Origin of the sequence: Streptomyces sp. YIM 121038 (genome assembly GCF_006088715.1) — a bacterium.
GTDB lineage: Bacteria > Actinomycetota > Actinomycetes > Streptomycetales > Streptomycetaceae > Streptomyces.
Genome location: NZ_CP030771.1, coordinates 5,680,100 through 5,705,210 on the forward strand (window position 1 = coordinate 5,680,100; position 25,111 = coordinate 5,705,210).

The 25,111-nt window shown below is 71.5% G+C and carries 21 protein-coding genes; 16 read left to right on the forward strand and 5 right to left on the reverse strand.

Going from position 1 to position 25,111, the window contains the following annotated elements:
* Window positions 1-2: 2 nt before the first annotated feature.
* Genes nuoH through nuoN form a run of 7 tightly spaced genes read left to right on the forward strand, consistent with a single transcriptional unit; the run spans window position 3 to window position 8,377 of the window.
* Window positions 3-1,361, forward strand: coding sequence for an NADH-quinone oxidoreductase subunit NuoH (nuoH, locus tag C9F11_RS24280; RefSeq protein ID WP_171076115.1), 1,359 nt, complete (start codon window positions 3-5; stop codon window positions 1,359-1,361).
* On the forward strand, window positions 1,354-2,034 hold the full coding sequence (gene nuoI, locus C9F11_RS24285; RefSeq protein ID WP_249401868.1) for an NADH-quinone oxidoreductase subunit NuoI: 681 nt from the start codon (window positions 1,354-1,356) through the stop codon (window positions 2,032-2,034). The genes nuoH and nuoI overlap by 8 nt, the downstream gene beginning before the upstream one ends.
* Complete coding sequence (locus C9F11_RS24290) at window positions 2,031-2,897, forward strand: NADH-quinone oxidoreductase subunit J (RefSeq protein ID WP_138961252.1); 867 nt, start codon at window positions 2,031-2,033, stop codon at window positions 2,895-2,897. Before nuoI ends, C9F11_RS24290 begins: the two co-directional genes overlap by 4 nt.
* Window positions 2,894-3,193, forward strand: a complete 300-nt coding sequence (nuoK, locus tag C9F11_RS24295; protein WP_030678055.1) for an NADH-quinone oxidoreductase subunit NuoK — start codon at window positions 2,894-2,896, stop codon at window positions 3,191-3,193. The genes C9F11_RS24290 and nuoK overlap by 4 nt, the downstream gene beginning before the upstream one ends.
* 14 nt (window positions 3,194-3,207) lie before the next feature.
* Window positions 3,208-5,154, forward strand: coding sequence for an NADH-quinone oxidoreductase subunit L (gene nuoL / locus C9F11_RS24300; protein WP_138961253.1), 1,947 nt, complete (start codon window positions 3,208-3,210; stop codon window positions 5,152-5,154).
* A 5-nt stretch (window positions 5,155-5,159) separates the two neighbouring features.
* Window positions 5,160-6,731, forward strand: coding sequence for an NADH-quinone oxidoreductase subunit M (locus C9F11_RS24305; RefSeq protein WP_138961254.1), 1,572 nt, complete (start codon window positions 5,160-5,162; stop codon window positions 6,729-6,731).
* On the forward strand, window positions 6,728-8,377 hold the full coding sequence (gene nuoN, locus C9F11_RS24310) for an NADH-quinone oxidoreductase subunit NuoN (protein WP_138961255.1): 1,650 nt from the start codon (window positions 6,728-6,730) through the stop codon (window positions 8,375-8,377). The genes C9F11_RS24305 and nuoN overlap by 4 nt, the downstream gene beginning before the upstream one ends.
* Before the next feature lie 70 nt (window positions 8,378-8,447).
* Here the strand turns inward: nuoN and C9F11_RS24315 are convergent, their stop codons facing one another.
* Window positions 8,448-8,996 (reverse strand): hypothetical protein, encoded by a 549-nt coding sequence (locus tag C9F11_RS24315; protein ID WP_138961256.1) that lies wholly within the window; start codon window positions 8,994-8,996, stop codon window positions 8,448-8,450.
* A 258-nt stretch (window positions 8,997-9,254) separates the two neighbouring features.
* Between C9F11_RS24315 and recQ the strand changes: the two genes are divergently transcribed.
* Window positions 9,255-11,111 carry a DNA helicase RecQ gene (recQ, locus tag C9F11_RS24320; protein WP_249401869.1) on the forward strand — a complete coding sequence of 619 codons (1,857 nt, stop codon included), beginning with the start codon at window positions 9,255-9,257 and terminating at the stop codon, window positions 11,109-11,111.
* 42 nt (window positions 11,112-11,153) lie between these two features.
* Here recQ and fahA read toward each other — a convergent pair whose 3' ends face one another.
* Window positions 11,154-12,473 carry a fumarylacetoacetase gene (gene fahA / locus C9F11_RS24325; RefSeq protein WP_138961257.1) on the reverse strand — a complete coding sequence of 440 codons (1,320 nt, stop codon included), beginning with the start codon at window positions 12,471-12,473 and terminating at the stop codon, window positions 11,154-11,156.
* A 212-nt stretch (window positions 12,474-12,685) separates the two neighbouring features.
* On the opposite strand from fahA, the gene C9F11_RS24330 reads away from it, so the two are divergent.
* Window positions 12,686-13,966 (forward strand): ATP-grasp domain-containing protein, encoded by a 1,281-nt coding sequence (locus C9F11_RS24330; RefSeq protein ID WP_138966943.1) that lies wholly within the window; start codon window positions 12,686-12,688, stop codon window positions 13,964-13,966.
* 201 nt (window positions 13,967-14,167) lie between these two features.
* On the forward strand, window positions 14,168-15,370 hold the full coding sequence (locus C9F11_RS24335; RefSeq protein WP_138961258.1) for an FAD-dependent oxidoreductase: 1,203 nt from the start codon (window positions 14,168-14,170) through the stop codon (window positions 15,368-15,370).
* 94 nt (window positions 15,371-15,464) lie between these two features.
* Here C9F11_RS24335 and C9F11_RS24340 read toward each other — a convergent pair whose 3' ends face one another.
* Window positions 15,465-15,719: a hypothetical protein gene (locus C9F11_RS24340; protein ID WP_138961259.1), complete on the reverse strand. Its 255-nt coding sequence runs from the start codon at window positions 15,717-15,719 to the stop codon at window positions 15,465-15,467.
* Window positions 15,720-16,215: 496 nt separating this feature from the next.
* Here C9F11_RS24340 and C9F11_RS24345 point away from each other — a divergent pair, with 496 nt between their 5' ends.
* The 6 genes from C9F11_RS24345 to C9F11_RS24370 all read left to right on the forward strand — a co-directional run bounded on the left by C9F11_RS24345 (window position 16,216) and on the right by C9F11_RS24370 (window position 23,201).
* A complete protein-coding gene (locus C9F11_RS24345) occupies window positions 16,216-17,061 on the forward strand; it encodes an HAD family hydrolase (RefSeq protein ID WP_138961260.1) in 846 nt (281 codons plus the stop codon).
* 329 nt (window positions 17,062-17,390) lie between these two features.
* Window positions 17,391-18,401, forward strand: coding sequence for a polyprenyl synthetase family protein (locus C9F11_RS24350; RefSeq protein ID WP_138961261.1), 1,011 nt, complete (start codon window positions 17,391-17,393; stop codon window positions 18,399-18,401).
* Between the two features lie 152 nt (window positions 18,402-18,553).
* Window positions 18,554-19,513 (forward strand): CHRD domain-containing protein, encoded by a 960-nt coding sequence (locus tag C9F11_RS24355; RefSeq protein WP_138961262.1) that lies wholly within the window; start codon window positions 18,554-18,556, stop codon window positions 19,511-19,513.
* A gap of 345 nt (window positions 19,514-19,858) precedes the next feature.
* Complete coding sequence (locus C9F11_RS24360; protein WP_138961263.1) at window positions 19,859-21,067, forward strand: sigma-E factor regulatory protein RseB domain-containing protein; 1,209 nt, start codon at window positions 19,859-19,861, stop codon at window positions 21,065-21,067.
* A 234-nt stretch (window positions 21,068-21,301) separates the two neighbouring features.
* Window positions 21,302-22,264 (forward strand): ABC transporter ATP-binding protein, encoded by a 963-nt coding sequence (locus C9F11_RS24365; protein WP_138961264.1) that lies wholly within the window; start codon window positions 21,302-21,304, stop codon window positions 22,262-22,264.
* 19 nt (window positions 22,265-22,283) lie between these two features.
* A complete protein-coding gene (locus tag C9F11_RS24370; RefSeq protein WP_138961265.1) occupies window positions 22,284-23,201 on the forward strand; it encodes an ABC transporter permease in 918 nt (305 codons plus the stop codon).
* 40 nt (window positions 23,202-23,241) lie between these two features.
* Here the strand turns inward: C9F11_RS24370 and C9F11_RS24375 are convergent, their stop codons facing one another.
* The gene (locus C9F11_RS24375) at window positions 23,242-23,838 is read right to left on the reverse strand and encodes an NAD(P)H-dependent oxidoreductase (protein WP_138961266.1); all 597 of its coding nucleotides are present in this window, start codon (window positions 23,836-23,838) and stop codon (window positions 23,242-23,244) included.
* Between the two features lie 114 nt (window positions 23,839-23,952).
* A complete protein-coding gene (locus tag C9F11_RS24380; RefSeq protein WP_138961267.1) occupies window positions 23,953-24,906 on the reverse strand; it encodes a M28 family metallopeptidase in 954 nt (317 codons plus the stop codon).
* Between the last annotated feature and the right edge of the window lie 205 nt (window positions 24,907-25,111).

Genomic DNA, 25,111 nt, shown 5'->3' on the forward strand with positions numbered 1-25,111 from the left:
CCATGACCCAGCTCGCCGCCGAAGACCTCTCCATGTTCGGCCGCGACCCCTGGTGGCTGGTCGCCATCAAGGCGGTCTTCTGCTTCGCGTTCCTCGTGGTGTCCGTGCTCTTCGCCATCGTGTGGGAGCGCAAGGTCGTGGCCTGGATGCAGCTGCGCATCGGCCCCAACCGCAACGGCCCCTGGGGCTTCCTGCAGTCCCTCGCGGACGGCATCAAGCTGATGCTCAAGGAAGACCTGATCGTCAAGCGCGCCGACAAGGTGGTCTACATCCTGGCGCCGGTCGTCGCGGCCATCCCCGCCTTCATGGCGATCGCGGTGATCCCCTTCGGGCCCGCGGGCAACGAGGTCTCGATCTTCGGGCACCGCACCACGATGCAGCTCACCGACCTGCCGATCGCGATGCTCTACATCCTCGCGGTCGCCTCGGTCGGCATCTACGGCATCGTGCTCGCGGGCTGGAGCTCCGGTTCCACCTATCCGCTCCTGGGCGGTCTGCGCTCGTGCGCGCAGATGATCTCGTACGAGATCGCGATGGGCGCCGCGTTCGCGTCGGTCTTCCTGTACTCCGGGTCGATGTCCACGTCGGCGATCGTGGAGGCGCAGCAGGAGCGCTGGTACATCGTGCTCCTGCCGGTGTCGTTCCTGATCTACATCGTGACGATGGTCGGCGAGACCAACCGCGCGCCGTTCGACATGCCGGAGTCCGAGGGCGACCTCGTCGGCGGCTTCAACACCGAGTACTCGTCCATCAAGTTCGCGATCTTCATGCTCGCCGAGTACATCAACATGATCACCGTCTCGGCCGTGTCCGCGACGCTCTTCCTCGGCGGCTGGCGGGCCCCTTGGCCCATCAGCGGCTTCTGGGAGGGCGCCAACCACGGCTGGTGGCCGATGGCCTGGTTCACGCTCAAGGTGCAGCTGCTGCTGTTCTTCTTCATCTGGCTGCGCGGCACGCTGCCCCGCGTCCGCTACGACCAGCTGATGAAGCTGGGCTGGAAGGTCCTCATCCCGGTGTCGGTGGTGTGGCTGATGCTCGTCGCCACCGTCCGCGCGCTGCGCAACGAGGACTACGACTTCAGCGAGATCGCCCTCTACGTAGGGGGCGGAGTCATCGCGCTGCTCCTGCTCTCCGTCCTGGTCGACCTGTTCCGGGACAAGCGCGAGAAGGAGGCCGCGGTCGCCGCCGAGCCCGCCGAGGCGGGCGCCTTCGACCCGATGGCGGGCGGCTTCCCGGTGCCGCCGCTGCCCGGCCAGACCCTGCCACCCGTGCCGCGCCGACGCCCGCGCCACGAGCGGGAGTTGATTGTCAGTGGTGGCCCGGATACTCAAAGTGACGGAAAGGAGGCGTCCGATGGCTGAGCAGTCGAACACGCCGGACCGGCCGCGGCGCGGGCAGCCGCCCGAGCGGCCGGGGGGCCAGGAAGCAGCGCAGGCGAACCAGTCGGATCAGGGGTTCCAGAACCCCGTCGCGGGCTTCGCCGTGACCTTCAAGGCCATGTTCAAGAAGCGGCTGACCGAGCAGTATCCGGAGCAGCAGAAGACCACCGCTCCCCGCTTCCACGGCAGGCACCAGCTCAACCGCCATCCGGACGGCCTGGAGAAGTGCGTCGGCTGCGAGCTGTGCGCCTGGGCCTGCCCGGCGGACGCCATCTACGTGGAGGGCGCGGACAACACCGAGGAGGAGCGCTACTCCCCGGGCGAGCGCTACGGCCGCGTCTACCAGATCAACTACGCCCGCTGCATCTTCTGCGGCCTGTGCATCGAGGCGTGCCCCACGCGCGCGTTGACGATGACGAACGAGTTCGAACTCGCCGACAGCAGCCGCCAGAACCTGATCTTCACCAAGGAGCAGCTGCTCGCGGGCCTCGACGAGGGCATGGTCGAAGCGCCCCACGCGATCTACCCCGGCACGGACGAGGGGGACTACTACCGCGGTCTGGTGACGCGGGCCGCGCCCGGCACGGAGCGCCAGGTCGCCGTCTCCAAGGGCGAGCGGGAGCCGGAGCCCCGGGCCGAGGGGGTGGACGCGTGACCTCCGTCGCGGCCTACACCACCTCCACGGGCGAGGCCTTCCAGTTCTGGGTGCTCGGCACGGTCGCCGTGATCGGCGCGCTGAGCACGATCCTCATGAAGAGGGCGGTGCACAGCGCCCTCTGCCTGGCCGGGACCATGATCATCCTGGCGGTCTTCTACCTGGCCAACGGCGCGTACTTCCTGGGCATCGTCCAGATCGTCGTCTACACCGGCGCGATCATGATGCTCTTCCTGTTCGTCGTGATGCTCGTCGGCGTCACCGCCGCGGACTCCTTGACGGAGACCATCAAGGGGCAGCGCTGGCTGGCCGCCCTGTGCGGCGTCGGCTTCGCCGTCCTGCTGTTCGCGGGCATCGGCAACGCCTCGGTGAAGGACTTCAACGGCCTGGGCAAGGCCAACGAGGGCGGCAACGTGGAGGGCCTCGCCGCCCTCATCTTCACGAAGTACGTCTTCGCCTTCGAGATCACCGGAGCCCTGCTGATCACGGCGACCGTCGGCGCGATGGTGCTCACCCACCGCGAGCGCACCGAGCGCGCCAAGACCCAGCGCGAGCTCGCCGAGGAGCGGGTGCGCGCGGGCAAGCACCTGCCGCCGCTCCCGGCCCCGGGCGTCTACGCCCGGCACAACGCCGTGGACATCGCGGGCCTGCTGCCCGACGGCACGCCCTCGGAGCTCACGGTCAACAAGACGCTCCGGGAGCGCGGTCAGATCCGTGACGTCTCCAGTGAGGCCCTGGAGGACCTGCGGGCCCTGGAGCAGCGCTCCACCGACCGCCTCGAACGTCCCGACCTGCGCCGCACGGATCCCGGGCGCGGCGCGGGCGGCGAGCGGGCCGGGCAGACCGAGGAGGCGTCGAAGTGAATCCGGTCAACTACCTCTATCTGGCGGCCCTGTTGTTCGCCATCGGCGCCACCGGCGTCCTGATCAGGCGGAACGTGATCGTGGTCTTCATGTGCATCGAGCTGATGCTCAACGCCTGCAACCTGGCGTTCGTCGCGTTCTCCCGGCTGCACGGCAATCTCGACGGCCAGATCATCGCCTTCTTCACGATGGTCGTCGCCGCGGCCGAGGTCGTGGTCGGGCTCGCGATCATCGTGTCGCTGTTCCGCTCCCGCCACTCGGCCTCGGTCGACGACGCCAGTCTGATGAAGCTGTAAGGGGTCGCTGAATCGTGGAGAAACTGATTGCGCTGCTCGTCGCGGCGCCTCTGCTCGGAGCGGCCGTCCTGCTGTGCGGCGGGCGTCTGCTCGACCGCGTCGGCCACTGGCTCGGCACCTTGCTGTCGGCCGTCTCCTTCGTCTTCGCCGTGGTGCTCTTCACCGACATGCTCGGCAAGGACGCGGAGGACCGTGGCCTGCACCAGCACCTGTTCAGCTGGATCCCGGTCGAGGGCTTCAAGGCCGACGTCGCCTTCCAGCTCGACCAGCTGTCGATGACGTTCGTCCTGCTGATCACCAGCGTCGGCACGCTGATCCATCTGTACTCGGTGGGGTACATGGAGCACGACGAGCGCCGCCGCCGCTTCTTCGGCTATCTGAACCTGTTCCTCGCGGCGATGCTGCTCCTCGTCCTCGCCGACAACTACCTGCTCCTGTACGTCGGCTGGGAGGGCGTCGGCCTCGCCTCGTACCTCCTGATCGGGTTCTGGCAGCACAAGCCCAGCGCGGCCACCGCGGCGAAGAAGGCCTTCCTGGTCAACCGCGTCGGCGACATGGGCCTCTCGATCGCGATCATGCTGATGTTCACCACGTTCGGGACGTTCGCCTTCGGCTCCGTCCTGGAGTCCACGGACCAGACGAGCGAGGGCAAGCTCACGGCCATCGGCCTGATGCTGCTGCTCGCGGCGTGCGGCAAGTCCGCGCAGGTGCCGCTGCAGTCCTGGCTCGGGGACGCGATGGAGGGCCCGACCCCGGTCTCCGCCCTGATCCACGCGGCGACGATGGTCACCGCGGGCGTGTATCTGATCGTGCGCTCCGGGGAGATCTTCAACGCCGCGCCGGACGCGCAGCTGGCCGTCGCGGTGGTCGGCGCGGTCACGCTGATCTTCGGTGCGATCGTCGGTTGCGCGAAGGACGACATCAAGAAGGCCCTCGCCGGGTCCACGATGTCGCAGATCGGCTACATGATCCTGGCCGCGGGCCTCGGCCCGATCGGCTACGTCTTCGCGATCATGCACCTGGTGACGCACGGCTTCTTCAAGGCCGGGCTCTTCCTCGGCGCCGGTTCGGTCATGCACGGCATGAACGACGAGGTGGACATGCGGAAGTACGGCGGCCTCAGGAAGTACATGCCGGTGACGTTCGTGACCTTCGGGCTCGGCTACCTCGCGATCATCGGCTTCCCGGGTCTTTCCGGCTTCTTCTCCAAGGACAAGATCATCGAGGCGGCGTTCGCCAAGGGCGGCACGGAGGGCTGGATCCTCGGCTCGGTGGCCCTGCTCGGCGCGGCCATCACGGCGTACTACATGACGCGTGTGATGCTCCTGACCTTCTTCGGTGAGGAGCGCTGGCGCCACCGGAAGACGGCCTCGCCGCAGGAGCCGAGTGCGGAGCCCGCCGCACAGACGCAGGGCGAGCACGCCGAGCCGCACCCGCACGAGTCCCCGAAGACCATGACGATCCCGATGATCCTGCTGGCCTTCGGGTCGGTGTTCGCCGGCGGCTTCTTCAGCATCGGCGACCGCTTCCTGAACTGGCTGGAGCCGGTCACGCACCACGACCACGGCGACTCCCCGCTGAGCGCCGCCACGGTCACCGGCGCCACCGTGGCCGTCCTGGTCGTCGGCGTGGCCCTGGCCTGGGCGCAGTACGGGCGCAGGCCGGTCCCGGTCGTCGCCCCGCGCGGTTCCCTGCTCACCCGCGCGGCCCGCCGCGACCTGCTCCAGGACGACTTCAACCACGTCGTCCTGGTGCGCGGCGGCGAGCACCTCACGCGCTCCCTGGTGTACGTCGACCACACCCTGGTCGACGGCGTGGTCAACGGCACGGCGGCCTCGGTCGGCGGGCTCTCCGGGCGCCTGCGCAAGCTCCAGAACGGCTACGCCCGCAGCTACGCGGTCTCGATGTTCGGCGGCGCGGCGGTCCTCATCGCCGCGACGCTGCTGATGAGGGCGGTCTGATACCGATGTCCTTTCCTCTGCTGACAGCGACGGCCGTGGTGCCCGCGGTGGGCGCGATCGCCACGGCGGCCGTCCCGGCCGCCCGGCGCACCGCCGCCAAGTGGCTCGCGCTGCTCTTCTCACTGGCGACGCTCGCCCTCGCCATCACGGCGGTCGTCCGGTTCGACCCGGACGGCGACCGGTACCAACTGACCGAGTCGCACTCCTGGATCAAGGACTTCGGGGTGCGGTACGAACTGGGCGTGGACGGCATCGCGGTCTCCCTGATCGCGCTGACCGCCCTGCTGCTGCCCTTCATCATCCTGGCGGGCTGGCACGACGCCGATCCGCTGGAGACCAAGTCGTCGCGCTGGCGCCCGACCCAGGGCTTCTTCGCCCTCATCCTCGCCGTCGAGGCGATGGTGATCATCTCCTTCGAGGCCACCGACGTCTTCCTGTTCTACATCTTCTTCGAAGCCATGCTCATCCCGATGTACTTCCTCATCGGCGGCTTCGGGGACCGTGCCCACGCGGGCAGCGACGAGAACGCCTCGGCGCAGCGCTCGTACGCGGCCGTGAAGTTCCTGCTCTACAACCTGGTCGGCGGGCTGATCATGCTCGCCGCCGTGATCGGCCTCTACGTGGTCGCGGGCAACTTCTCCGTCCAGGAGATCGCCGCCGCGCGGGCCGACGGCTCGCTGGACATGGCGACCAACACCGAGCGGCTGCTCTTCCTCGGCTTCTTCTTCGCCTTCGCGGTGAAGGCCCCGCTGTGGCCGCTGCACACCTGGCTGCCGAACGCGATGGGGGAGGCCACCGCCCCGGTCGCCGTGCTGATCACGGCGGTGGTCGACAAGGTCGGCACCTTCGCGATGCTGCGCTTCTGCCTCCAGCTGTTCCCGGAGGCCTCGAAGTGGGCGACGCCGGTCATCCTGGTCCTCGCCCTGATCAGCATCATCTACGGCGCGCTGCTCGCCGTCGGCCAGCGCGACATCAAGCGCCTGGTGGCCTACGCGTCGATCTCGCACTTCGGGTTCATCGTCCTCGGCATCTTCGCGATGACCTCCCAGGGGCAGTCCGGCGCGACGCTCTACATGGTCAACCACGGCCTGTCGACGGCCGCCCTGATGCTGGTCGCGGGCTTCCTGATCTCGCGCCGCGGCTCGCGTCTGATCGCGGACTACGGAGGGGTGCAGAAGGTCGCCCCGGTGCTCGCGGGCACCTTCCTGGTCGGCGGTCTCGCCACGCTCTCGCTGCCGGGGCTCGCGCCGTTCGTCAGTGAGTTCCTGGTCCTGGTCGGCGCGTTCGCGCGCTATCCGGCGGTCGGGATCATCGCGACGCTCGGCATCGTGCTCGCCGCGCTCTACACCCTCGTCCTCTACCAGCGGACGATGACGGGCCCGGTGAAGCCCGAGCTCGCGAAGATGCCCGACCTGCGGGCCCGCGAGCTGGTCGTGGTGGCCCCGCTGATCGTGCTCCTCATCGGCCTCGGGGTGTACCCGAAGCCGGTGGCCGACCTGGTGAACCCGGCGGTGGAGCACACCATGTCCGACGTACAGAAGAAAGATCCCGAGCCCGAGGTGGAGGCCGCCAAGTGAGTGCGACAGCCGTCCACAGCCTGTGGACAGTGGCGGCCGAGCCGATCGACAAGATCGACGCGCCGAAGATCGAGTACGGCCAGCTCGCGCCGACGCTCATCGTCATCGGTGCCGCCGTCATCGGAGTGCTCATCGAAGCCTTCGTACCGCGCAAGTCCCGTTACTACGCCCAGCTGTTCGTGTCGGTCGTGGCGCTCGCCGCCGCCTTCGCCGCGGTCGTCGCGCTCGCCTCCGGCGGGTACGGCACCACGAAGGCGCGCATCGCCGCGATGGGAGCCATCGCGGTCGACGGGCCCGCGCTGTTCCTCCAGGGCACCATTCTCCTCGCGGGCCTGGTCGCGATCTTCACCTTCGCGGAGCGGCGCCTCGACCCGGAGGCGCACGGCAACCGCGTCGACTCCTTCGTGGCCCAGGCCGGAGCCGTGCCCGGCGGCGCGGGCGAACAGGCCGCGGTGAAGGCCGGTTTCACCACCACGGAGGTGTTCCCGCTCGCGCTCTTCGCGATCGGCGGCATGCTCGTCTTCCCGGCGGCGAACGACCTCCTGACGTTGTTCATCGCCCTGGAGGTCTTCTCGCTCCCGCTCTACCTGCTGTGCGCGCTCGCCCGCCGCAAGCGCCTCATGTCGCAGGAAGCGGCCGTGAAGTACTTCCTGCTCGGCGCCTTCGCGTCCGCGTTCACCCTCTTCGGCATCGCGCTGATCTACGGCTACGCGGGCTCGGTGTCGTACGGCACCATCGCCGACGTCGTCGACGGCACGGTCAAGACGGTCGACCCGGCGCTCGCGAACACCATGGGCAACGACGCGCTGCTCCTGATCGGCGCCGCGATGATCCTCATGGGCCTGCTGTTCAAGGTGGGCGCGGTGCCGTTCCACATGTGGACGCCGGACGTCTACCAGGGCGCGCCCACGCCGGTCACGGGCTTCATGGCCGCGGCGACGAAGGTGGCCGCGTTCGGCGCGCTCCTGCGGCTGCTGTACGTGGTCCTTCCGGGCCTGCGCTGGGACTGGCGGCCGGTGATGTGGGGCGTCGCGATCATCACGATGCTGGGCGGCGCGATCGTCGCGATCACGCAGACCGACATCAAGCGGCTCCTCGCGTACTCGTCGATCGCCCACGCGGGCTTCATCCTCGCGGGTGTCATCGCCACCACGGAGGAGGGCGTCTCGTCGGTGCTCTTCTACCTGGGCGCGTACTCGTTCGTGACCATCGGGGCGTTCGCCGTCGTGACGCTGGTGCGGGACGCGGGCGGCGAGGCGACGCACCTGTCGAAGTGGGCGGGGCTCGGGCGCCGCTCGCCGCTGGTCGCCGCGGTCTTCGCGGTGTTCCTGCTCGCCTTCGCGGGCATCCCGCTGACCTCCGGGTTCTCCGGGAAGTTCGCCGTGTTCAAGGCGGCGGCCGAGGGCGGCGCGGGCGCGCTCGTGGTGGTCGGTGTGATCTCGTCGGCGATCGCGGCGTTCTTCTACATCCGGGTGATCGTGCTGATGTTCTTCAGCGAGCCCAAGGCGGACGGCCCGTCCGTCGCCGTGCCGTCGCCGCTGACGACGGCGGCCATCGGCATCGGCGTCGCCGTGACGCTGGTGCTCGGTGTGGCGCCGCAGTACTTCCTGGACCTGGCGAACCAGGCAGGCGTGTTCGTGCGCTGACCCGGTCGTCCGCTGTCGCGCGCGGGGCCCCGGCCCTCCTTCGGGAGGCCGGGGCCCTTCGCGTGCGCGGTCAGGGCTGCGCGGGGCAGTGGACGGTCGGGTTCCAGGGGGAGAGCCTGCCGCTCGGGTTGTCCTTGTAGAGCCAGGCGTGCAGGTCGTAGTGGATCGGCATGCCCGGGACGTGCCCGTCCATCGGCCCGTCGAAGGGCCGCCCGAACAGCGACGGGCGGTCGTCGTCGGTGCTCTTGTCCTGGTCGGCGTCGACGACGATCCACTCGACGGCTATGAGCTTGCGCTTGCCGTCGGCCGTGTCCTCGTAGAGCAGCGCGGCGGGCTTCGCCGGATCGACGGAGCCGAAGTTCGCCGGGTTGACGTAGTGGTAACCCATCCCGCCGAGGTCCGGGTCGGCGACGCACTCGTCGGTGCGGGCGAAGCCCGCCTCGATCGCGAGCGGCTCGTACGCGTACTTGGCGGTCGCCGCGTAGACCTTGGCGAAGGCGGCCTGCTGCGGGGGCGGCGGAGGCGCCGGGGCGGCCGCTCCCGCGGGCGCGGTGGACAGGGCGAGACCGGCGGCCGCCGCAAGCGTGAGGGCGGCCTGGACGGTACGGGACAGGGACATGGAGGGGCTCCTCGCGAGGGTGGGGCGCGCTCGGGCGCCATGACCTGGGGCGGGCTCAGCCCCCGGGCCGCCGCCAGGAGCAGGATCACCCGGCGGGGGCCGCGCGGCCAGAACGCCTCGGCCATTGGACTGACCGAGAAGCGTCCGACCGGCCTGTGGATAACTTCCCGGGGTGTCGGCGCGGGCGCCTATCGTGGAGGCAGTGGTCGAGGTGCGACAGGCGGGGGCACGGCGATGAGCGGGAGCAGTGGGGTCGGCATGACAGAGGTGGTGGAGAGCGACGCGCTGCGGACGCTCCACCGGGTGTTCGGGTACGACGCTTTCCGGGGCGAGCAAGAGTCGATCATCGAGCACGTGGTGGCGGGCGGCGACGCGGTCGTCCTGATGCCGACCGGCGGCGGAAAGTCCCTGTGCTATCAGATCCCGGCCCTGGTCAGACCCGGTACGGGCGTCGTGGTGTCGCCCCTGATCGCACTCATGCAGGACCAGGTCGACGCGCTGCGGGCCCTCGGCGTGCGCGCCGGGTTCATGAACTCGACGCAGGACTTCGACGAGCGCCGCCTCGTCGAGGCCGAGCTGCTCTCGGGCGAGCTCGACGTGCTGTATCTGGCACCGGAGCGGCTGCGCCTGGACACCACGCTCCATCTGCTCTCCCGGGCGAAGATCTCCGTCTTCGCGATCGACGAGGCGCACTGCGTGGCCCAGTGGGGCCACGACTTCCGGCCGGACTACCTGGCCCTGTCCGTCCTCGGCGAGCGCTGGCCGGACGTCCCGCGCATCGCGCTGACGGCCACGGCGACGGACGCCACGCACCGCGAGATCACCGAGCGCCTGGCCATGCCGGACGCCAAGCACTTCGTCGCCAGCTTCGACCGGCCGAACATCCAGTACCGGATCGTGCCGAAGTCCGACCCGAAGAAGCAGCTCCTCACCTTCCTGAAGGAGGAGCACGACGGCGACGCGGGCATCGTCTACTGCCTCTCGCGCAAGTCGGTCGAGCAGATCGCCGACTTCCTCAGCGCCCACGGAGTCGAGGCGGTGCCGTACCACGCGGGTCTGGACGGCGGCACCCGCGCCCGGCACCAGTCGCGCTTCCTGCGCGAGGACGGCCTGGTCGTGGTCGCCACGATCGCCTTCGGCATGGGCATCGACAAGCCGGACGTCCGCTTCGTCGCCCACCTCGACCTGCCCAAGTCGGTGGAGGGGTACTACCAGGAAACGGGCCGGGCGGGCCGTGACGGCCTCCCCTCGACGGCCTGGATGGCGTACGGCCTCCAGGACGTCGTGCAGCAGCGCAAGCTCATCCAGTCCGGCGAGGGCGACGAGGCGTTCCGGCGCCGCTCGGCGGCCCATCTGGACGCGATGCTGGCGCTGTGCGAGGCGGCCTCCTGCCGCCGCGCCCAGCTCCTGCGGTACTTCGGCCAGGACCCGACGGCCACCGGCTGCGGGAACTGCGACACGTGTCTGACGCCCCCGGAGACCTGGGACGGCACGGTCGCCGCGCAGAAGGTCCTCTCCGCGGTGGTGCGCCTGAAGCGGGAGCGCGGCCAGAAGTTCGGCACGGGCCAGATCGTCGACATCCTGCTCGGCCGGAAGACCGCCAAGGTCATCCAGTTCGACCACGACCAGCTGTCCGTCTTCGGCATCGGTGACGAGCTGAGCGAGGCCGAATGGCGGGGCGTGGTGCGGCAGTTGCTGGCGCAGGGCCTCCTCGCCGTCGAGGGGGAGTACGGCACGCTGGTGCTGACCGAGGAGAGCGCCGCCGTCCTCGGCCGGCAGCGGGAGGTGCCGCTGCGCAAGGAGCCGAAGAAGCCCGCGGGGTCGGCGCGGTCCGCGCCGCGGGGGGAGCGCAAGGCCAAGGCCGCGGCGGCCGTGGCCGAGCTGCCGGAGGAGGCCGTGCCGGTCTTCGAGGCGCTGCGGGCCTGGCGGGCGGCGCAGGCGCGGGAGCAGGGCGTGCCCGCGTATGTGATCTTCCACGACGCGACGCTGCGGGAGATCGCCGCGGCGCGGCCCGCGTCCGTCGCGGACCTCGGCGGGATCAGCGGGGTCGGCGAGAAGAAGCTCGCGACGTATGGGGAAGGGGTGCTTGAGGTCCTGGCGGAGGCCGGGGCGTAGCCCTCGCGGGCGGCGCCCCGGCCCTCGCGCCGGGGAGCCGCGTCAGCGCGGCGGGGCCACCCGGCCCGTCACCTCGCCCAGGCCCACCCGGGTGCCGCCCGGACCCGGCGCCCAGGCCGAGAGGGTCACCACGTCGCCGTCCTCCAGGAACGTCCGCTTGCCGGAGGGGAGTTCGAGGGGGTCGCGGCCGTTCCAGGTGAGCTCGATCAGGGAGCCGAACTGGTCGGGCGAGGGCCCGCTGACGGTGCCGGAGCCGTAGAAGTCGCCGGTGCGCAGGGAGGCCCCGTTGACCGTCATATGGGCGAGCTGCTGGGCGGCGGTCCAGTAGACGGTGGAGAAGGGCGGGTTGGAGATGACCTCGCCGTTCAGGGTGACGGTGATGCGGAGGTCGTAGCCGCCGGGCCCCTCGGACGCGGACCCGGCGGACCCGGCCGCGTCGGCCGCGTCGGCCGTGTCGTCCAGGTACGGCAGGAGCGGCTCGGTGCGCTCCGGCGGGGCGACCCGCGCCGCGTCCAGGGCTTCGAGCGGCGTGACCCACGCCGAGACGGAGGTCGCGAAGGACTTGCCGAGGAACGGGCCGAGCGGCACGTACTCCCAGGCCTGGATGTCACGGGCCGACCAGTCGTTGAGGAGGCACAGGCCGAAGACGTGCTCGCGGAAGTCGGCAAGCGGCACCGGCGTGCCGAGCGTGGAGGGCTTGCCGACGACGAAGCCGACCTCCGCCTCGATGTCGAGCTTGGCGGACGGGCCGAAGACCGGGGCGGCGTCGGCGGGCGCCTTGCGCTGCCCGGCGGGGCGGATCACCTCCGTGCCGGAGACCACGACGGTGCCCGAGCGGCCGTGGTAGCCGATGGGCAGGTGCTTCCAGTTCGGGGTGAGCGGGGCCGGCGCGTCGGGGCGGAACATGCGGCCCAGGTTCGACGCGTGGTGCTCGGAGGCGTAGAAGTCCACGTAGTCGGCGACGTCGAAGGGCAGGTGCAGGGTGACGTCGGAGAGGGGGTGGAGCAGCGGGCGGATCGCGTCGCGGTGCGCGGGCTCCGTCACCCAGGCGGTCAGCGCGCGGCGGACGTCGCTCCACGTGCGGCGGCCCGCGGCGAGCAGCGGGTTCAGCGTGGGCTGGGCGAGCAGGGACACATGGGGCGAGCCCAGGGCGGCCGCGGCGGCGCCCGCGTCCAGGACGTAGGAGCCGAGCCGGACACCGACGCGACGGCCCTCGGTGACGGGCGCCGACCCAGGCGCGGAGCCGGAAGCGGAACCGGACCCGGGGTCGGCGGATCCGGCCGGGGAGAAGACTCCGTACGGAAGATTGTGCGGGCCGAAGGGGTCGCCCTCGGGGAGGTCGAGCGGATTCTGCTCGGACATGCGTTCCTGCCTCGCTTTCCAATCTGGGTGCCCCACACGTTACGTGGAAGCCCTGTATTCGGGCAGTGCCTAAAGAGTTAGCAATGTCCGGATAAACCACGCATGGAGTGTTCAGTTCCGGCTTAGGTTCCTCGGGGGGACGCGGACGGGGTGGGTCCGGGTCGGTGCGAAGGGGACGCGTGGGGGGACCCGTGACCAATTCCAGCGGTGGTGTGCCATGCACGCCCGACCGCGAAGTACCCGGACTCATCGTGAAGTTCGGCGACTATCCACTGCACCACGGCGGCGTGGGGGCGATCCGGAGCCTCGGCCGCGTCGGCGTACCGATGTACGCGATCACGGAGGACCGGCGCACACCCGCCGCCGCGTCCCGCTATCTCACCGGCGCCTTTCCCTGGCGGACCACCGGGGCGGAGGACCCGGGATATCTGATCGACGGGCTGCTGCGGATCGGACGGCGCATCGGCAGGCCCGCGGTGCTCATACCGACCGACGAGGAAGCGGCCGTGCTCATCGCCGAGCACCAGCGGGAGCTGGCCGACACGGACTTCGGGGGCTTCCTCTTCCCGCGCGTCGACGCCGCCCTGCCGCGCCGCCTCGCCAGCAAGGAGGGCCTGCACGAGCTGTGCGTGGAGCACGGCCTCAGCTCGCCCGCGTCGGCGTGCCCGCAGAGCCAGGACGACATCGAGAAGTTCGCGGCGACGGCGGCCTTCCCGGTGGTCGCGAAGAACCGCGAGGCGTTCCAGCGCCGCGAGCGGCCCGCGGTCAACGGCACCACCCGCATCGACACCGCCCAGGGCCTGCGCGAGCTGGCCCGGGACTGGGGCGAGCGGCCCGGGGTGATCCTCCAGGAGTACCTGCCGCGCGAGGACGCCGAGGACTGGGTGGTGCACGCCTATTTCGACGACAACTCCTCGCCCCTCGCGCTGTTCACCGGGGTGAAGGTCCGCTCCTGGCCGCCGCACGCGGGCATGACGGCCCACGCGTACGTCGTCGACAATCCGGAACTCGCCGACCTCGCCGCGCGTTTCATCAAAGAGATCGGCTTCACCGGAATCATCGACCTGGACCTCCGTTACGACCGCCGCGACGGTCAGTACAAACTGCTCGACTTCAACCCGCGCATGGGCGCCCAGTTCCGTCTCTTCGAAAGCGAGACGGGCATCGACGTCGTGCGGGCCATGCATCTGCACCTGACGGGCCGCGTGGTCCCGGAGGGCGACCAGCGCGCAGGCCACCGCTATGTGGTGGAGAACATCGACCTGCCCGCCCTCATCGCCTACCGCCGCAGTGGATACGTCACGCCGCACGCCCCCGCCCGAGCCAGCGGCACGGAACTCGCCTGGCTCGCCGCCGACGACCTGAAGCCGTTCTTCACGATGCTGGCGCGCCTCATCCGACCGGGGGCGATCCACCTGTATCAGCTGTGGCGGACCGGCCGCCGCCGCAGCAGGCCTGCCACCGGCCCACGGAGCGGCACGACCGCGAGATGACCACCGCCCGCCCGACCAGGGGCGCGGCAGGGGGGACGCGGTGACAGGGGACGCGTTGTCCGGGGACGCGGCGGCGGGGGCGCGGTGTCCGGGGCACGCAGCAACGGGGGACGCAGTACGGGGGACAAGCGGAAGATCCGCGAAGTAAGACAGTGTGCCGTGCGACGGCACGGTGCACGCGATGTCCTGGGGAGGGACTTCGTGAAGCAACCAGTAGCAGTCATCGGGGCAGGCCCCTACGGCCTGTCCACCGCAGCACATCTCCGCGCGCGTGGCGTCCGCGTCCGCGTCTTCGGCGACCCCATGGTCAGCTGGCGTTCCCACATGCCCGCGGGAATGCTCCTGAAGTCGACCCCGGCGGCGTCGAACATCGACGCCCCGCAGCCGGGCCACACCCTCACCGACTACTGCGCGGCGGCGGGCATCCCGCGCCTGGTCACGGACGAGGACATCATCCCGGCCGACACGTTCGTCCGGTACGGACAGTGGTTCCAGGAGAGGCTCGTGCCCGGACTGGAGCGGGTGCGGGTGGTGTCCGTCGAGCGCGGCGAGCGCGGCGGCTTCGAGCTCAAGCTCGACTCGGGGGAGCAGTTCACGGCCCCCGCGGTCGTCGTCGCCAGCGGTCTGACGGGCCTCGCGCAGCTCCCGCCCGCCCTGGCCACCGCCGTGCCCGACGGGCCCTCGCCCGCGAGCCCCTTCTCGCACAGCTCCCAGCACCACGACCTGTCGCGGTACGCGGACACCGACCTGCTCGTCGTCGGCGCGGGCCAGTCCGCCCTGGAGACGGCCGTGCTCGCCGCCGAGGCGGGTGCCCGGGTCCGGCTCGTGGCCCGCGGCAGGGGCGCCATCGGCTTCGGCGCGCCCCCGTGGCAGCAGCCCAGGCTGCGCCCGGAGTCGCCCTTCGGCCGCGCCTGGTCGCTGTACGCGCTGAGCTACCACGCCGAGCTGTACCGCCATCTCCCGCCGCACGCCCGGCACTTCCTCGTCCGCCGGGTCCTCGGCCCGCTCGGCGCCTGGTGGCTGCGCGAGCGGTTCCAGGAGCGCGTCGACGCCCGGGAGATACGGCGCGTGGTGCGGGCCGAGGTCAACGACGGCCGCCCCCTCCTCACCGTGGAGTCGCTCGGCGGCCGGACGCGGGAGCTCACCGCCGACCACGTCATCGCCGCCACGGGCTACCGCGTCGACCTCGCCGCCCTCAGCTTCCTCGGGCACGGCCTGCGCGCCCGCATGGCGGTCAGCCGCGGCACGCCCAGGCTCGGCGAGGGCTACGCCTCCTCGGTCCCGGGCCTGTACTTCACGGGCATGCTGGCCGGGTCGTCGTACGGGCCTGTGATGCGGTTCGTGTGCGGCACGGAGTTCGCGTCACCGCGATTGGCCCGGCACCTGGCGGCTGCGTACGGCTGAGCGCCGGGCTCGGGCGCGGTGCTGGGCCGCTGTTGTCCGCGGGGCCTCCGTGGCTGGTCGCGCAGTTCCCCGCGCCCCTTCGGGGCGCTGCCGATCACTCGCCAGGAACCACCGGCATCGGGGCCGGTTCGGCGGCGCGCATGCGCTCCGGCGTCCAGTAGTCCCCGGCCGCGCCAGGACCGTGCTCGACGCGCTCGCTGCTCACGGTGCCCGACTTCGCCCCCGCCCCGGGCGAGGCCGGGTGCCCGCCGCCGTCCGCGGCCGCGGCCTGCCAGGCGAGGCCCGCGGTGAGCAGGGCGAGGGCGGTCGCCGTGGCGAGGGCGAGCTTGCGGTGCTGCGGGAGGGACATGTCGTTCCTTGCTTCTCGGGTCGGGCCAGTGCTTTTCGGGTCGTGCGGTGCGTCTCGGGCCGTGCCGGTGCTTCTCGGCCGTGCCGGTCTCGTCCTGTGACGTGGCCGGGCGCCGAGAGGTTCCGTCACCCGCGCGAGCTCCGGAGGAGCGCTCGCGGGGTGCGGCGAAGCCCCCGCGTTCACAGGGGAGTTCGAGGGCAGGGCGCGCGGGTGTGCGCACGGGCGTCCGGCGGCGGCCCGGGGCGCCCGGGACGGACGGCGGGACGCGGGGCGAACCGGCACCCCCGTCGCCCCGGCCGCCGCACGGCCCGCCTCGTTCCGGTGAACCGGGAGCGGGCGGTCACGCCCGGCGCGCTTCTGCGCCCCCGGCGCGTACGGGCAGGGGACGTTGGCCGCACGACCTGGTGCATGCCGGGAGTGCGCCGGGCGCACCCAAAGCGTCACAGGTCCTGTCACACGGCTTACCGGCCGGGCTCAGATCCGTATTCTTCGGATCATGGCCGCTCCCCTCGCATATTCCCTCATCGCTACCGACCTGGACGGAACGCTGCTGCGCGGCGACGACACGGTCTCCGACCGCTCCCGCCGGGCGCTGGCCGCCGCGAGCGAGGGCGGAGCGCGGCACCTCGTCGTCACCGGACGCCCCGCGCCCCGCGTGCGCCCGCTCTTCGACGACCTCGGGTACGACGGGCTCGCCGTGTGCGGGCAGGGCGCGCAGCTGTACGACGCCGGGGCCGACCGCATGGTGTGGTCGGTGACCCTGGACCGGGAGCTCGCGGAGGTGGCGCTCGGCAAGATCGAGGCGGAGGTCGGCCAGGTCTTCGCGGCGGTCGACCAGGACGGGGCCGAGGGCCTGACCCTGATCGAGCCCGGGTACGAGATGCCGCACCCGACGCTGCCCGCGATGCGGGTGCCCGGCCGTGACGTGCTCTGGGAGGAGCCGATCAGCAAGGTGCTCCTGCGGCACCCCACGCTGGCGGACGACGAGTTGGCGCAGGTCGCCCGGGGCGTCGTGGGCTCGCTCGCCACGGTGACGATGTCCGGGCCCGGCACGGTGGAGCTCCAGCCCTGCGGGGTCACCAAGGCGACCGGGCTCGCCCTCGCGGCGGAGCGGCTCGGCCTGCGGGCGGCCGACACGATCGCGTTCGGGGACATGCCGAACGACATCCCGATGTTCGCCTGGGCGGCGCACGGCGTGGCGATGGCCAACGCCCACCACGAACTGAAGGCGGTGGCGGACGAATTGACGCTGTCCAACGAGGAGGACGGGATCGCCGTGGTCCTGGAGCGGATGCTGAGCGCCGATGGCCGGAAAGCGGTGGGTGGCGGACACCGCACGTGAGGGCGCCCGGCAGGGTGCTGTGTGGCCGCCGGATCACTCAGCGTGGCCCGGCGGCGCGGGCCGCAGCGGGCCGTCCCGCCGGGCGGCGGCGACGGCCCCGCGGAGGGTGCTCGGCATGTGGGGCGCATCGCCCGTCGGGCGGCAAAGCGGTCATTTCATGTCTATCGGGCAGGCTGGTCCCCTCTGGTCGGGCAGGTGCTCGCTGTGATCGAAAGGCGACCGGATACGCTGACTTGAGTGATGGCAGCGACACATCGACAAACCGTGTCATCGACGAGTGATCGACCGAGTGATCGACTTGTGATCGTCAGCAGACAGGAGAACCCCTCGTGACCGTCGTCGGGCCCTTCGGGCTGAGCGTGCGGGACCAGGCTCTCGAAGCCGATGTCCAGGCAGGATTGGCGGCTGTCGAGGAGGGCCTGCTCGAGGCCACCAAGAGCGAAGTGCCGTTCATCACCGAGGCGGCACAGCACCTCGTCCGCGCGGGGGGCAAACGTTTTCGGCCACTCCTGGTGATGCTGGCGGCCCAGTTCGGCGACCCCTACGCGCCCGGCATCGTGCCGTCCGCCGTGGTCGTGGAGCTCACGCACCTCGCGACGCTCTACCACGACGACGTGATGGACGAGGCCGATGTGCGCCGTGGCGTGCCCAGCGCCAACCAGCGCTGGGGCAACTCCGTGGCCGTCCTCACCGGCGACTTCCTCTTCGCGCGCGCCTCGCACATCCTGGCCGACCTCGGCCCCGAGGCCGTACGCATCCAGGCCGAGGCCTTCGAGCGCCTCGTCACCGGGCAGATCCTGGAGACGGCGGGGCCGCGCGACGGACGCGACCCGGTCGAGCACTATCTGGACGTCATCGGCGGCAAGACCGGCTCGCTGATCGCCGTGGCGGGCCGCTTCGGCGCGATGATGTCCGGCGCGGACGAGACGGTCGTGGACGTCCTGACCCAGTACGGGGAGCGGCTCGGAGTCGCCTTCCAGCTCGCCGACGACGTGCTCGACATCGCGTCCGACTCCACCGAGTCCGGCAAGACCCCCGGCACGGACCTGCGCGAGGGCATTCCCACGCTGCCGGTCCTTCGGCTGCGCGAGCGGGTGGAGCGGCTCGGGCTCGCGGAGGACATCGCGCTGAGCGAGCTGCTCGACTCCGACCTCACGGACGACGCCCGGCACGCCGAGGCGCTCTCGCTGCTGCGGGCCCATCCCGCCCTTGAGCAGGCGCGACGGGACACCGTGCGGTACGCGGAGGAGGCGCGCGCCACGCTGGCGCCGCTGGCGGAGGGGGACGCCAAGGCCGCCCTCGTCGAGCTCTGCGACCTGGTGGTGCACCGGGCGGGGTGATCCCGGGGGCCCGGCGCCACACGCACGAGCGTGTGGCGCGCGTCACAGAGAAATGCTGAGCCTGGATTGAGTCCAGGCTCAGATCCGTTCCGTACTCATGCCCGGAAGCCGACGCAGGGGGCGTTGGCTACGGAACGGGGAGATTTCACATCATGGGCGCTCTCACCACATCTGCGAAGAACCGCCGTCGGGCACTGCTCGCCTCCGGGATCGCGGTGGCCGCCGCGGGCGCCCTGGCCGCGGCCGTGCTCCCGGCGACGGCCGCGACGGCGGAGACCGCGCCGGTGGCGACCGCGGAAGCCACCGGCACCCGTGCCGCCCTCCTCGTGGCGAGCCTGAACGGCGCCAACGAGGTGCCCGTCCCCGGCGGCCCCGCCGTCGGCGACAAGGACGGCGCCGCCCTCCAGTTCGTACGGATCAAGGGCGACAAGGTCACCGTCACCGCCACCTGGCGCGGCACGGCCCGGCCCACCGCCCTCCACATCCACCAGGGCGGGAAGGGAACGAACGGCGGCGTCAAGGTCGACTTCACCGGGCTCCTGGCCCGCGCCGAGCACCGGCGGGTCACCGGCACGGTCACGGTGCGCGACGCGGCCCTGCTCAAGCACCTGAAGACGAAGCCGACGGCCTTCTACGCCAACCTGCACACCGCCCAGTTCCCCGGCGGGGCCGTCCGCGGCCAGCTCCACCAGGTCACCGCCGGTGCCGCCCGCGGCTTCCAGGCCTCGGTCGTCAAGGGCGAGCAGATCTACCAGTGCGCCAAGCGCCCGGACGGGACGTACGCCTTCGCGCAGCGCGACGTGCGCGCGACGCTCGGCGGCCGCATCGCGCACGACTTCGTCGCCCCGAACTCCGGCACGCCGCGCTGGCGGGCCCCGGACCGCAGCGCCGTCACCGGCAAGCTGATCTCCAAGACGCCGAACGGCGCGAAGAACATCCCCGAGCTCGACCTCAGGGCCGAGCAGGCAGGGCGGCACACCGGCCTCCTCGCGCACACCGTCGAGATCCTGCGCCTGAACACGGTGGGCGGCGTCCAGCCCGCGGGCGCGTGCAGGCCCGGCGCGATCGCCTCCGTGCCGTACGCGGCGGACTACGTGTTCGTCCAGCGCTGACCGAACAGGCCCGCGCGCCCGCCGCGGCGGGCGCGCGCGGCCCACCGAGCCACTGTGCGGACGACCGACCCGGCAGACCCCCGGCGGGCCGGTCGTCACCTCAGGGGCGGCGCCTCCCCTTACGGGACGGGGGAGGCGCCGCCCCCTTTTGTCATCCCGTAGCAGTACGCGGAGTTGCTCCCGGGGTCTGACGCTTCCCGCTGGCCGATTTGGTCGGATGGAGACAGTCGAAAGGCGAACACTGACCACCACTCCTGACCAATTCGGGTGAGAATGGCGGCGCGGGGTGGACGAGCGCGTGTACGAAACGGAAAGCCGCCGCCGACCACGGAGGTAAGGCACACAATGGCACCGTACGAACCGGAGCAGGGCACGACCGACGCCGAGGAGCTGAGCGCGGGCCGCCGCAAGGCGGCGCGCTACCTCGTCCCGGTCGCGGTGGCGGGGGTGGCGGCGGCGACCATCGGGCTGGTCCCGGCGCTCGCGTCCGGCGGCGACCCGGACCTGCCCAAGCTGACCGCACAGGAACTCATCGAGAAGATCGCCGCGTCGGACACCGAGCAGCTGTCCGGCACCGTGAAGATCAACACGGATCTGGGCCTGCCGTCGTTCGGCGGTGGCGCCGGCGCCTTCGCGCCGGGCGGCGCCGGTGGCGGCGAGGACGACAAGGGCTCGGCCGCCGACCCGGCGGCCAAGCTGTTGGAGCTGGCGTCCGGCTCGCACACACTGCGCGTCGCGGCGGACGGCCCCGACAAGCAGAAGGTCTCCGTCCTGGACGACGCCGCCGAGTACAGCGTGATCCACAACGGCGACGACGTATGGGCGTACGACAGCGCGACGAACGAGGCGTACCACACCAAGGACACCGGCAAGTCCGGTGACAGGTCCGGCAAGAAGGGCGATCTGCCGAAGGACGTCCCGGCCACGCCCGAGGAGTTCGCGCGCCAGGCCTTGAAGGCGGCCGACGAGACGACGTCGGTGAAGGTCGACGGCAGCGCGAAGGTCGCGGGCCGCGACGCGTACCGCCTGGTGCTCAAGCCGAAGGACGCGGGCACCACGGTCGGCCAGATCACCATCGCGGTCGACGCGAAGACGGGCACGCCGCTGAAGTTCACGCTCACCCCGGCGAGCGGCGGCGCGGCGGTCGTCGACGTCGGCTTCACGAAGGTCGACTTCGCCGCGCCGTCCGCGTCCACCTTCGACTTCAAGCCCGCGAAGGGCACGAAGGTCACCGAGGAGGACGGCGGGTCCGCCAAGGACGGGTCCGGCGGCTTCAAGGGCGCGGAGCCCGCGGTCAACGTGATCGGCGAGGGCTGGACGTCCGTCGCCGAGCTGGAACTGCCCGGCGGCCAGGGCCTGCCCGCGTCCGGCTCCGCCGACGTACCGGCGGACGCCCAGCGGTTCCTGGACTCCCTCGGGGACAAGGTCAGCGGCAAGTTCGGCTCGGGCACGGTCTTCAAGACCCGGCTGATCAACGCCCTGATCACCGACGACGGCAAGGTGTACGTGGGCGCGGTCACGAAGGACGCGCTGGTCGAGGCGGCGAACCGCTAGCGCGGGGCGCCGACGGGCGTCCGTCGCGGCGGACCGGGGGAGCACCCCCGGTCCGCCGCGACGGCGCTCGGCCCCGGCCCCTACCGGCGACGGCGGGACCAGCACGACCACCGGCCGCCGGCCGGACGACAGGAGGAACGGGTGCCGAGCACCGACGGGGACCCGCGCGGCAGCGCACGCGGTGACCGTGCACACGGAGATGGGGCGCGCGAGGGCCGTGCACGTGGAGGCGGCGTGCGCGGTGATCTTGGGCGTGGAGACAGTGTGATCGAGACCTCCGCGCTGACGAAGCGGTACGGCAAACACGTCGCCGTGGACGGGCTGAGCCTCGTCGTGCCCCGCGGCAGCGTCTTCGGTTTCCTCGGGCCCAACGGCTCGGGCAAGACCACGACCATCCGCATGCTGATGGGCCTGATCGAGCCGACGTCCGGCCGGGCGTCGGTGCTCGGCCGCCCCATGCCGCGCGCACAGCGCACCGTGCTCCCGCGCGTGGGCGCGCTCATCGAGGGCCCCGCCCTCTACGGCTTCCTCTCCGGCCGCGAGAACCTCCGCCGGTACGACGCCGCCGACCCGACGGCCGACCCCCGCACCCGCCGCGCCCGCGCCGAGGCCGCGCTCGACCGGGTCGGCCTGACCGCCGCCGCGGGCAAGAAGGCCAAGGCGTACTCGCTCGGGATGAAGCAGCGCCTGGGCCTGGCCACGGCGCTGCTCCAGCCGCGCGAGCTGCTCGTGCTCGACGAGCCGACGAACGGCCTCGACCCGCAGGGCATGCGGGAGATTCGCTCCCTGGTGCGGGAGCTGGCGTCCGACGGCACGACGGTCTTCCTCTCCTCCCACCTGCTCGACGAGATCGAGCAGGTGTGCACGCACGCCGCGGTGATGGCGCAGGGCCGTCTGATCACCCAGGGCCCGGTGGCCGAGCTCGCCGCGGGCGCGCGGGGGCGGCTCGTCGTGACGACACCGGACACCGCCGACGCCGCCCGGGTCCTGAAGGAGCAGGGCGTCGCGGACGTCGTCGTCGAGGAGGACCGCGTGACGGGCGAGCCGCCGGGCCCGGACCGCGTGCCCGACCTCGCCGACGTGACCGCCGCACTGGTCGGGGCGGGCGTCCGCGTCCGCGGCTTCGGCGTCGAACGGGCCTCCCTGGAGGACGCGTTCGTGGCGCTGACGGGAGAGGGATTCGATGTCGCGGGCTGAAGTGACCCCAGGGACCGGCATGACGGGCGAGACGGGCGTGACGGGCAAGGGCTCCGCGGAGAAGGCGGTCGGCGGCGCGCCCCGCACGCCGAGCCTCCTGTGGAGCCTCGGTCTGTTCCGCAGCGAGCTGTCCGTGACGTTCCGGCGCTGGCGCACCCTCGCGCTGCTCGCCGTCCTGGCCGCCGTGCCGATCCTCGTGGGCATCGCCGTGAAGATCGAGACCAGCGACGGCGGTTCGGTGAGCGCGGGCGGCCCGGACGGCGAGGGCCCCGCGTTCATCGCGCAGGTCACCAACAACGGCCTGTTCCTGGTCTTCACGGCGCTCGCCGCGACGCTGCCGTTCTTCCTGCCGATGGCGGTCGGCGTCGTCGCGGGCGACGCGATCGCGGGCGAGGCCAGCGCGGGCACGCTGCGCTATCTCCTGGTGGCGCCCGCGGGCCGCACCCGCCTGCTGCTCGCCAAGTACGCGACCACGCTGGTCTTCTGCGTGGTCGCGACCCTGGTCGTGGCCGCGTCGGCGCTCGCGGTCGGAGCCCTGCTGTTCCCGCTCGGCGAGGTCACGACGATCTCCGGGACGCGCATCGGCTTCGCCGACGGACTGCTGCGCGCGCTGCTCATCGCGCTCGTCGTCGCCGCCTCACTGATCGGCGTGGCGGCGCTCGGGCTCTTCGTGTCGACGCTGACGGGCAGCGGCATCGCCGCGATGGCGACGACGGTGGGCCTGCTCATCACCGTCCAGATCGTCGACCAGATCCCGCAGCTGCACGCGGTCCACCCGTACTTGTTCCCGCACTACTGGCTGTCCTTCGCCGACCTCATGCGCGACCCGGTCTACTGGGACGACCTGGTGCGGAACCTGGGCCTCCAGGCGCTGTACGCGGGCGTGTTCGGCTCGGCGGCGTGGGCGCGGTTCGGGGCGAAGGACATCGCGAGCTGACGGCCGCCGAGAGGGCGGGCGCCGGGCTGACGGCAGCCGGTCACTCGGTGTCGTACGGGTAGCGCGCGAGCGGCGGCTCCTGGGCGAAGAACGTCTTGGCGCGGGTCAGCGCCTCGGTGTCGTCGAGCACCTGCCCGGGCCGGGTGCCGTTGCCGAGCAGGACGCCGCCGAAGCGCATCGGGAAGTACGCCGCCGAGTAGCGCAGCGTGCCGATCAGCGGCTCCGCCACCTCCTGTTCGCGGTGCGCGAGCGCCGTCACGCCCCACAGGGTGCGGCTCTTCATGGCGTCCTGGAAGCCGAGCTCGGGGACCTCCAGCCAGGCGTCCCAGTAGTCGAGGTAGCGCTTGACGGAGGCCGAGACCGAGTACCAGTACAGCGGCGACACGATGACGATGTCCGTGGCGTCGAGGGTGGCCTCAAGGAGCAGTGCCTCGTTGTTGCCGACGGGCAGCGGGCGGGCGCGGCCGAACGACGGGTGGTGGCGCAGGTCCTCCAGGTCGGGGACCTGGTGGTCGGCCAGGCTGAGCCAGCGCTGCTCGATGTCCGGGGGAAGCTGCTCGGCGGCCTTGCGGGCCAGGATCTCGGTGTTGCCGTCGGGGCGGGCGCTGCCGAGGACGAACAGGAATTTCCGGGTCATGACGCTCCCTGGGCGGTGCTCGGTGGATCCTTGCGCGTGCACTATATGCACGCGCAAGGATCTCCGTCCAGGGTGATCGTCTGCTGCTCCGGTGGTCGCCTGCCGCCCCGGCCGTTACTGCGACAGGCCCCAGACCGCGTAGGTGATCGCGTCGCTGTTGCGGTCGAGCGCCGTGTTGTTGATGTTCGCCGTGGTGTCGCACGACGAGTGGTAGCAGCGGTCGAAGGCCTGGCCCGCGGTGCCGCCCCACTTCTGGGCCTGGGCCGAGGTCTTGGCGGTGCTCGCGCCGGTGAAGATGCCGCCGACCGGGACGCCCGCGTTCTTGAACGGGGTGTGGTCGGAGCGGCCGTCGCCCTCGCGCTCCGGCTCGGTGCCGATGTTCAGGCCCGAGTAGTAGGTCTTGAAGGTCCGCTCGATGGTGGGGTCGTCGTCGTAGACGAAGTAGCCGGGGTTCGGCGAGCCGATCATGTCGAAGTTCAGATAGCCCTTGATCTTCGTGCGCTCCGCGGCGGGCAGGTTCCGCACGTGGTACGAGGAGCCGACGAGGCCCAGCTCCTCCGCGCCCCACCAGGCGAACCGCAGGTGCTTGGTGGGCTTGTACTGCTCACGGGACACGGCGAGCGCCGTCTCCAGGACGGCCGACGAGCCCGAGCCGTTGTCGTTGATGCCCGCGCCGCGGCTGACGCTGTCGAGGTGCGAGCCCGACATGATGACCTGGTTGGGGTCGCCGCCGGGCCAGTCGGCGATCAGGTTGTAGCCGGTCCGGCCGCTGGACGTGAACTGCTGGACGGTCGTGGTGTATCCGGCGGCGTCCAGCTTGCCCTTGATGTAGTCGATCGAGGCCTTGTAGCCCGTGCTGCCGTGCGCGCGGTTGCCGCCGTTGGCGGAGGCGATGGACTGCAGCTGCGAGAGGTGCGCCTTGACGTTGGCCACGGGGATGTCGGGGGCGGCGGCACGCGTCGGCGCCGTCGTCCCGGTGGCCGCGGTGGATATCGCGCTGGTCGTCAGGAGCGCGGCGACGGCGATGGCGGCCGCGGTCGCGGTGCGTCCGGGAGCGGAGAGTCTCATGTGGGGGGCTCCGGCTTCTGTGTGGTGAATTCCGGGTGGATTCCCGGGGCTCACATCCCGAGTTGAACGTCGAATGAGCCTGGAGTGCCCGATGGTGGAGGCGTGTTGAGTTCACGTCAAGAGCGGGATCCGGACGCGTAGTTCCGCATACCGTGCGCTCTTCGTACGCGTGTGGGGGGATCCGCGAGGGGCAGGGCGGGGCGGC

What these genes read in the sequence shown, in the direction of transcription:
- nuoH (WP_171076115.1), top strand. Translation starts at nt 3, where the DNA reads ATGACCCAGCTCGCCGCCGAAGACCTCTCCATGTTCGGCCGCGACCCC.
- nuoI (WP_249401868.1), top strand. Translation starts at nt 1,354, where the DNA reads ATGGCTGAGCAGTCGAACACGCCGGACCGGCCGCGGCGCGGGCAGCCG.
- C9F11_RS24305 (WP_138961254.1), top strand. Translation starts at nt 5,160, where the DNA reads ATGTCCTTTCCTCTGCTGACAGCGACGGCCGTGGTGCCCGCGGTGGGC.
- C9F11_RS24315 (WP_138961256.1), bottom strand. Translation starts at nt 8,996, where the DNA reads ATGTCCCTGTCCCGTACCGTCCAGGCCGCCCTCACGCTTGCGGCGGCC.
- recQ (WP_249401869.1), top strand. Translation starts at nt 9,255, where the DNA reads ATGACAGAGGTGGTGGAGAGCGACGCGCTGCGGACGCTCCACCGGGTG.
- fahA (WP_138961257.1), bottom strand. Translation starts at nt 12,473, where the DNA reads ATGTCCGAGCAGAATCCGCTCGACCTCCCCGAGGGCGACCCCTTCGGC.
- C9F11_RS24340 (WP_138961259.1), bottom strand. Translation starts at nt 15,719, where the DNA reads ATGTCCCTCCCGCAGCACCGCAAGCTCGCCCTCGCCACGGCGACCGCC.
- C9F11_RS24345 (WP_138961260.1), top strand. Translation starts at nt 16,216, where the DNA reads ATGGCCGCTCCCCTCGCATATTCCCTCATCGCTACCGACCTGGACGGA.
- C9F11_RS24355 (WP_138961262.1), top strand. Translation starts at nt 18,554, where the DNA reads ATGGGCGCTCTCACCACATCTGCGAAGAACCGCCGTCGGGCACTGCTC.
- C9F11_RS24360 (WP_138961263.1), top strand. Translation starts at nt 19,859, where the DNA reads ATGGCACCGTACGAACCGGAGCAGGGCACGACCGACGCCGAGGAGCTG.
- C9F11_RS24370 (WP_138961265.1), top strand. Translation starts at nt 22,284, where the DNA reads ATGACGGGCGAGACGGGCGTGACGGGCAAGGGCTCCGCGGAGAAGGCG.
- C9F11_RS24375 (WP_138961266.1), bottom strand. Translation starts at nt 23,838, where the DNA reads ATGACCCGGAAATTCCTGTTCGTCCTCGGCAGCGCCCGCCCCGACGGC.
- C9F11_RS24380 (WP_138961267.1), bottom strand. Translation starts at nt 24,906, where the DNA reads ATGAGACTCTCCGCTCCCGGACGCACCGCGACCGCGGCCGCCATCGCC.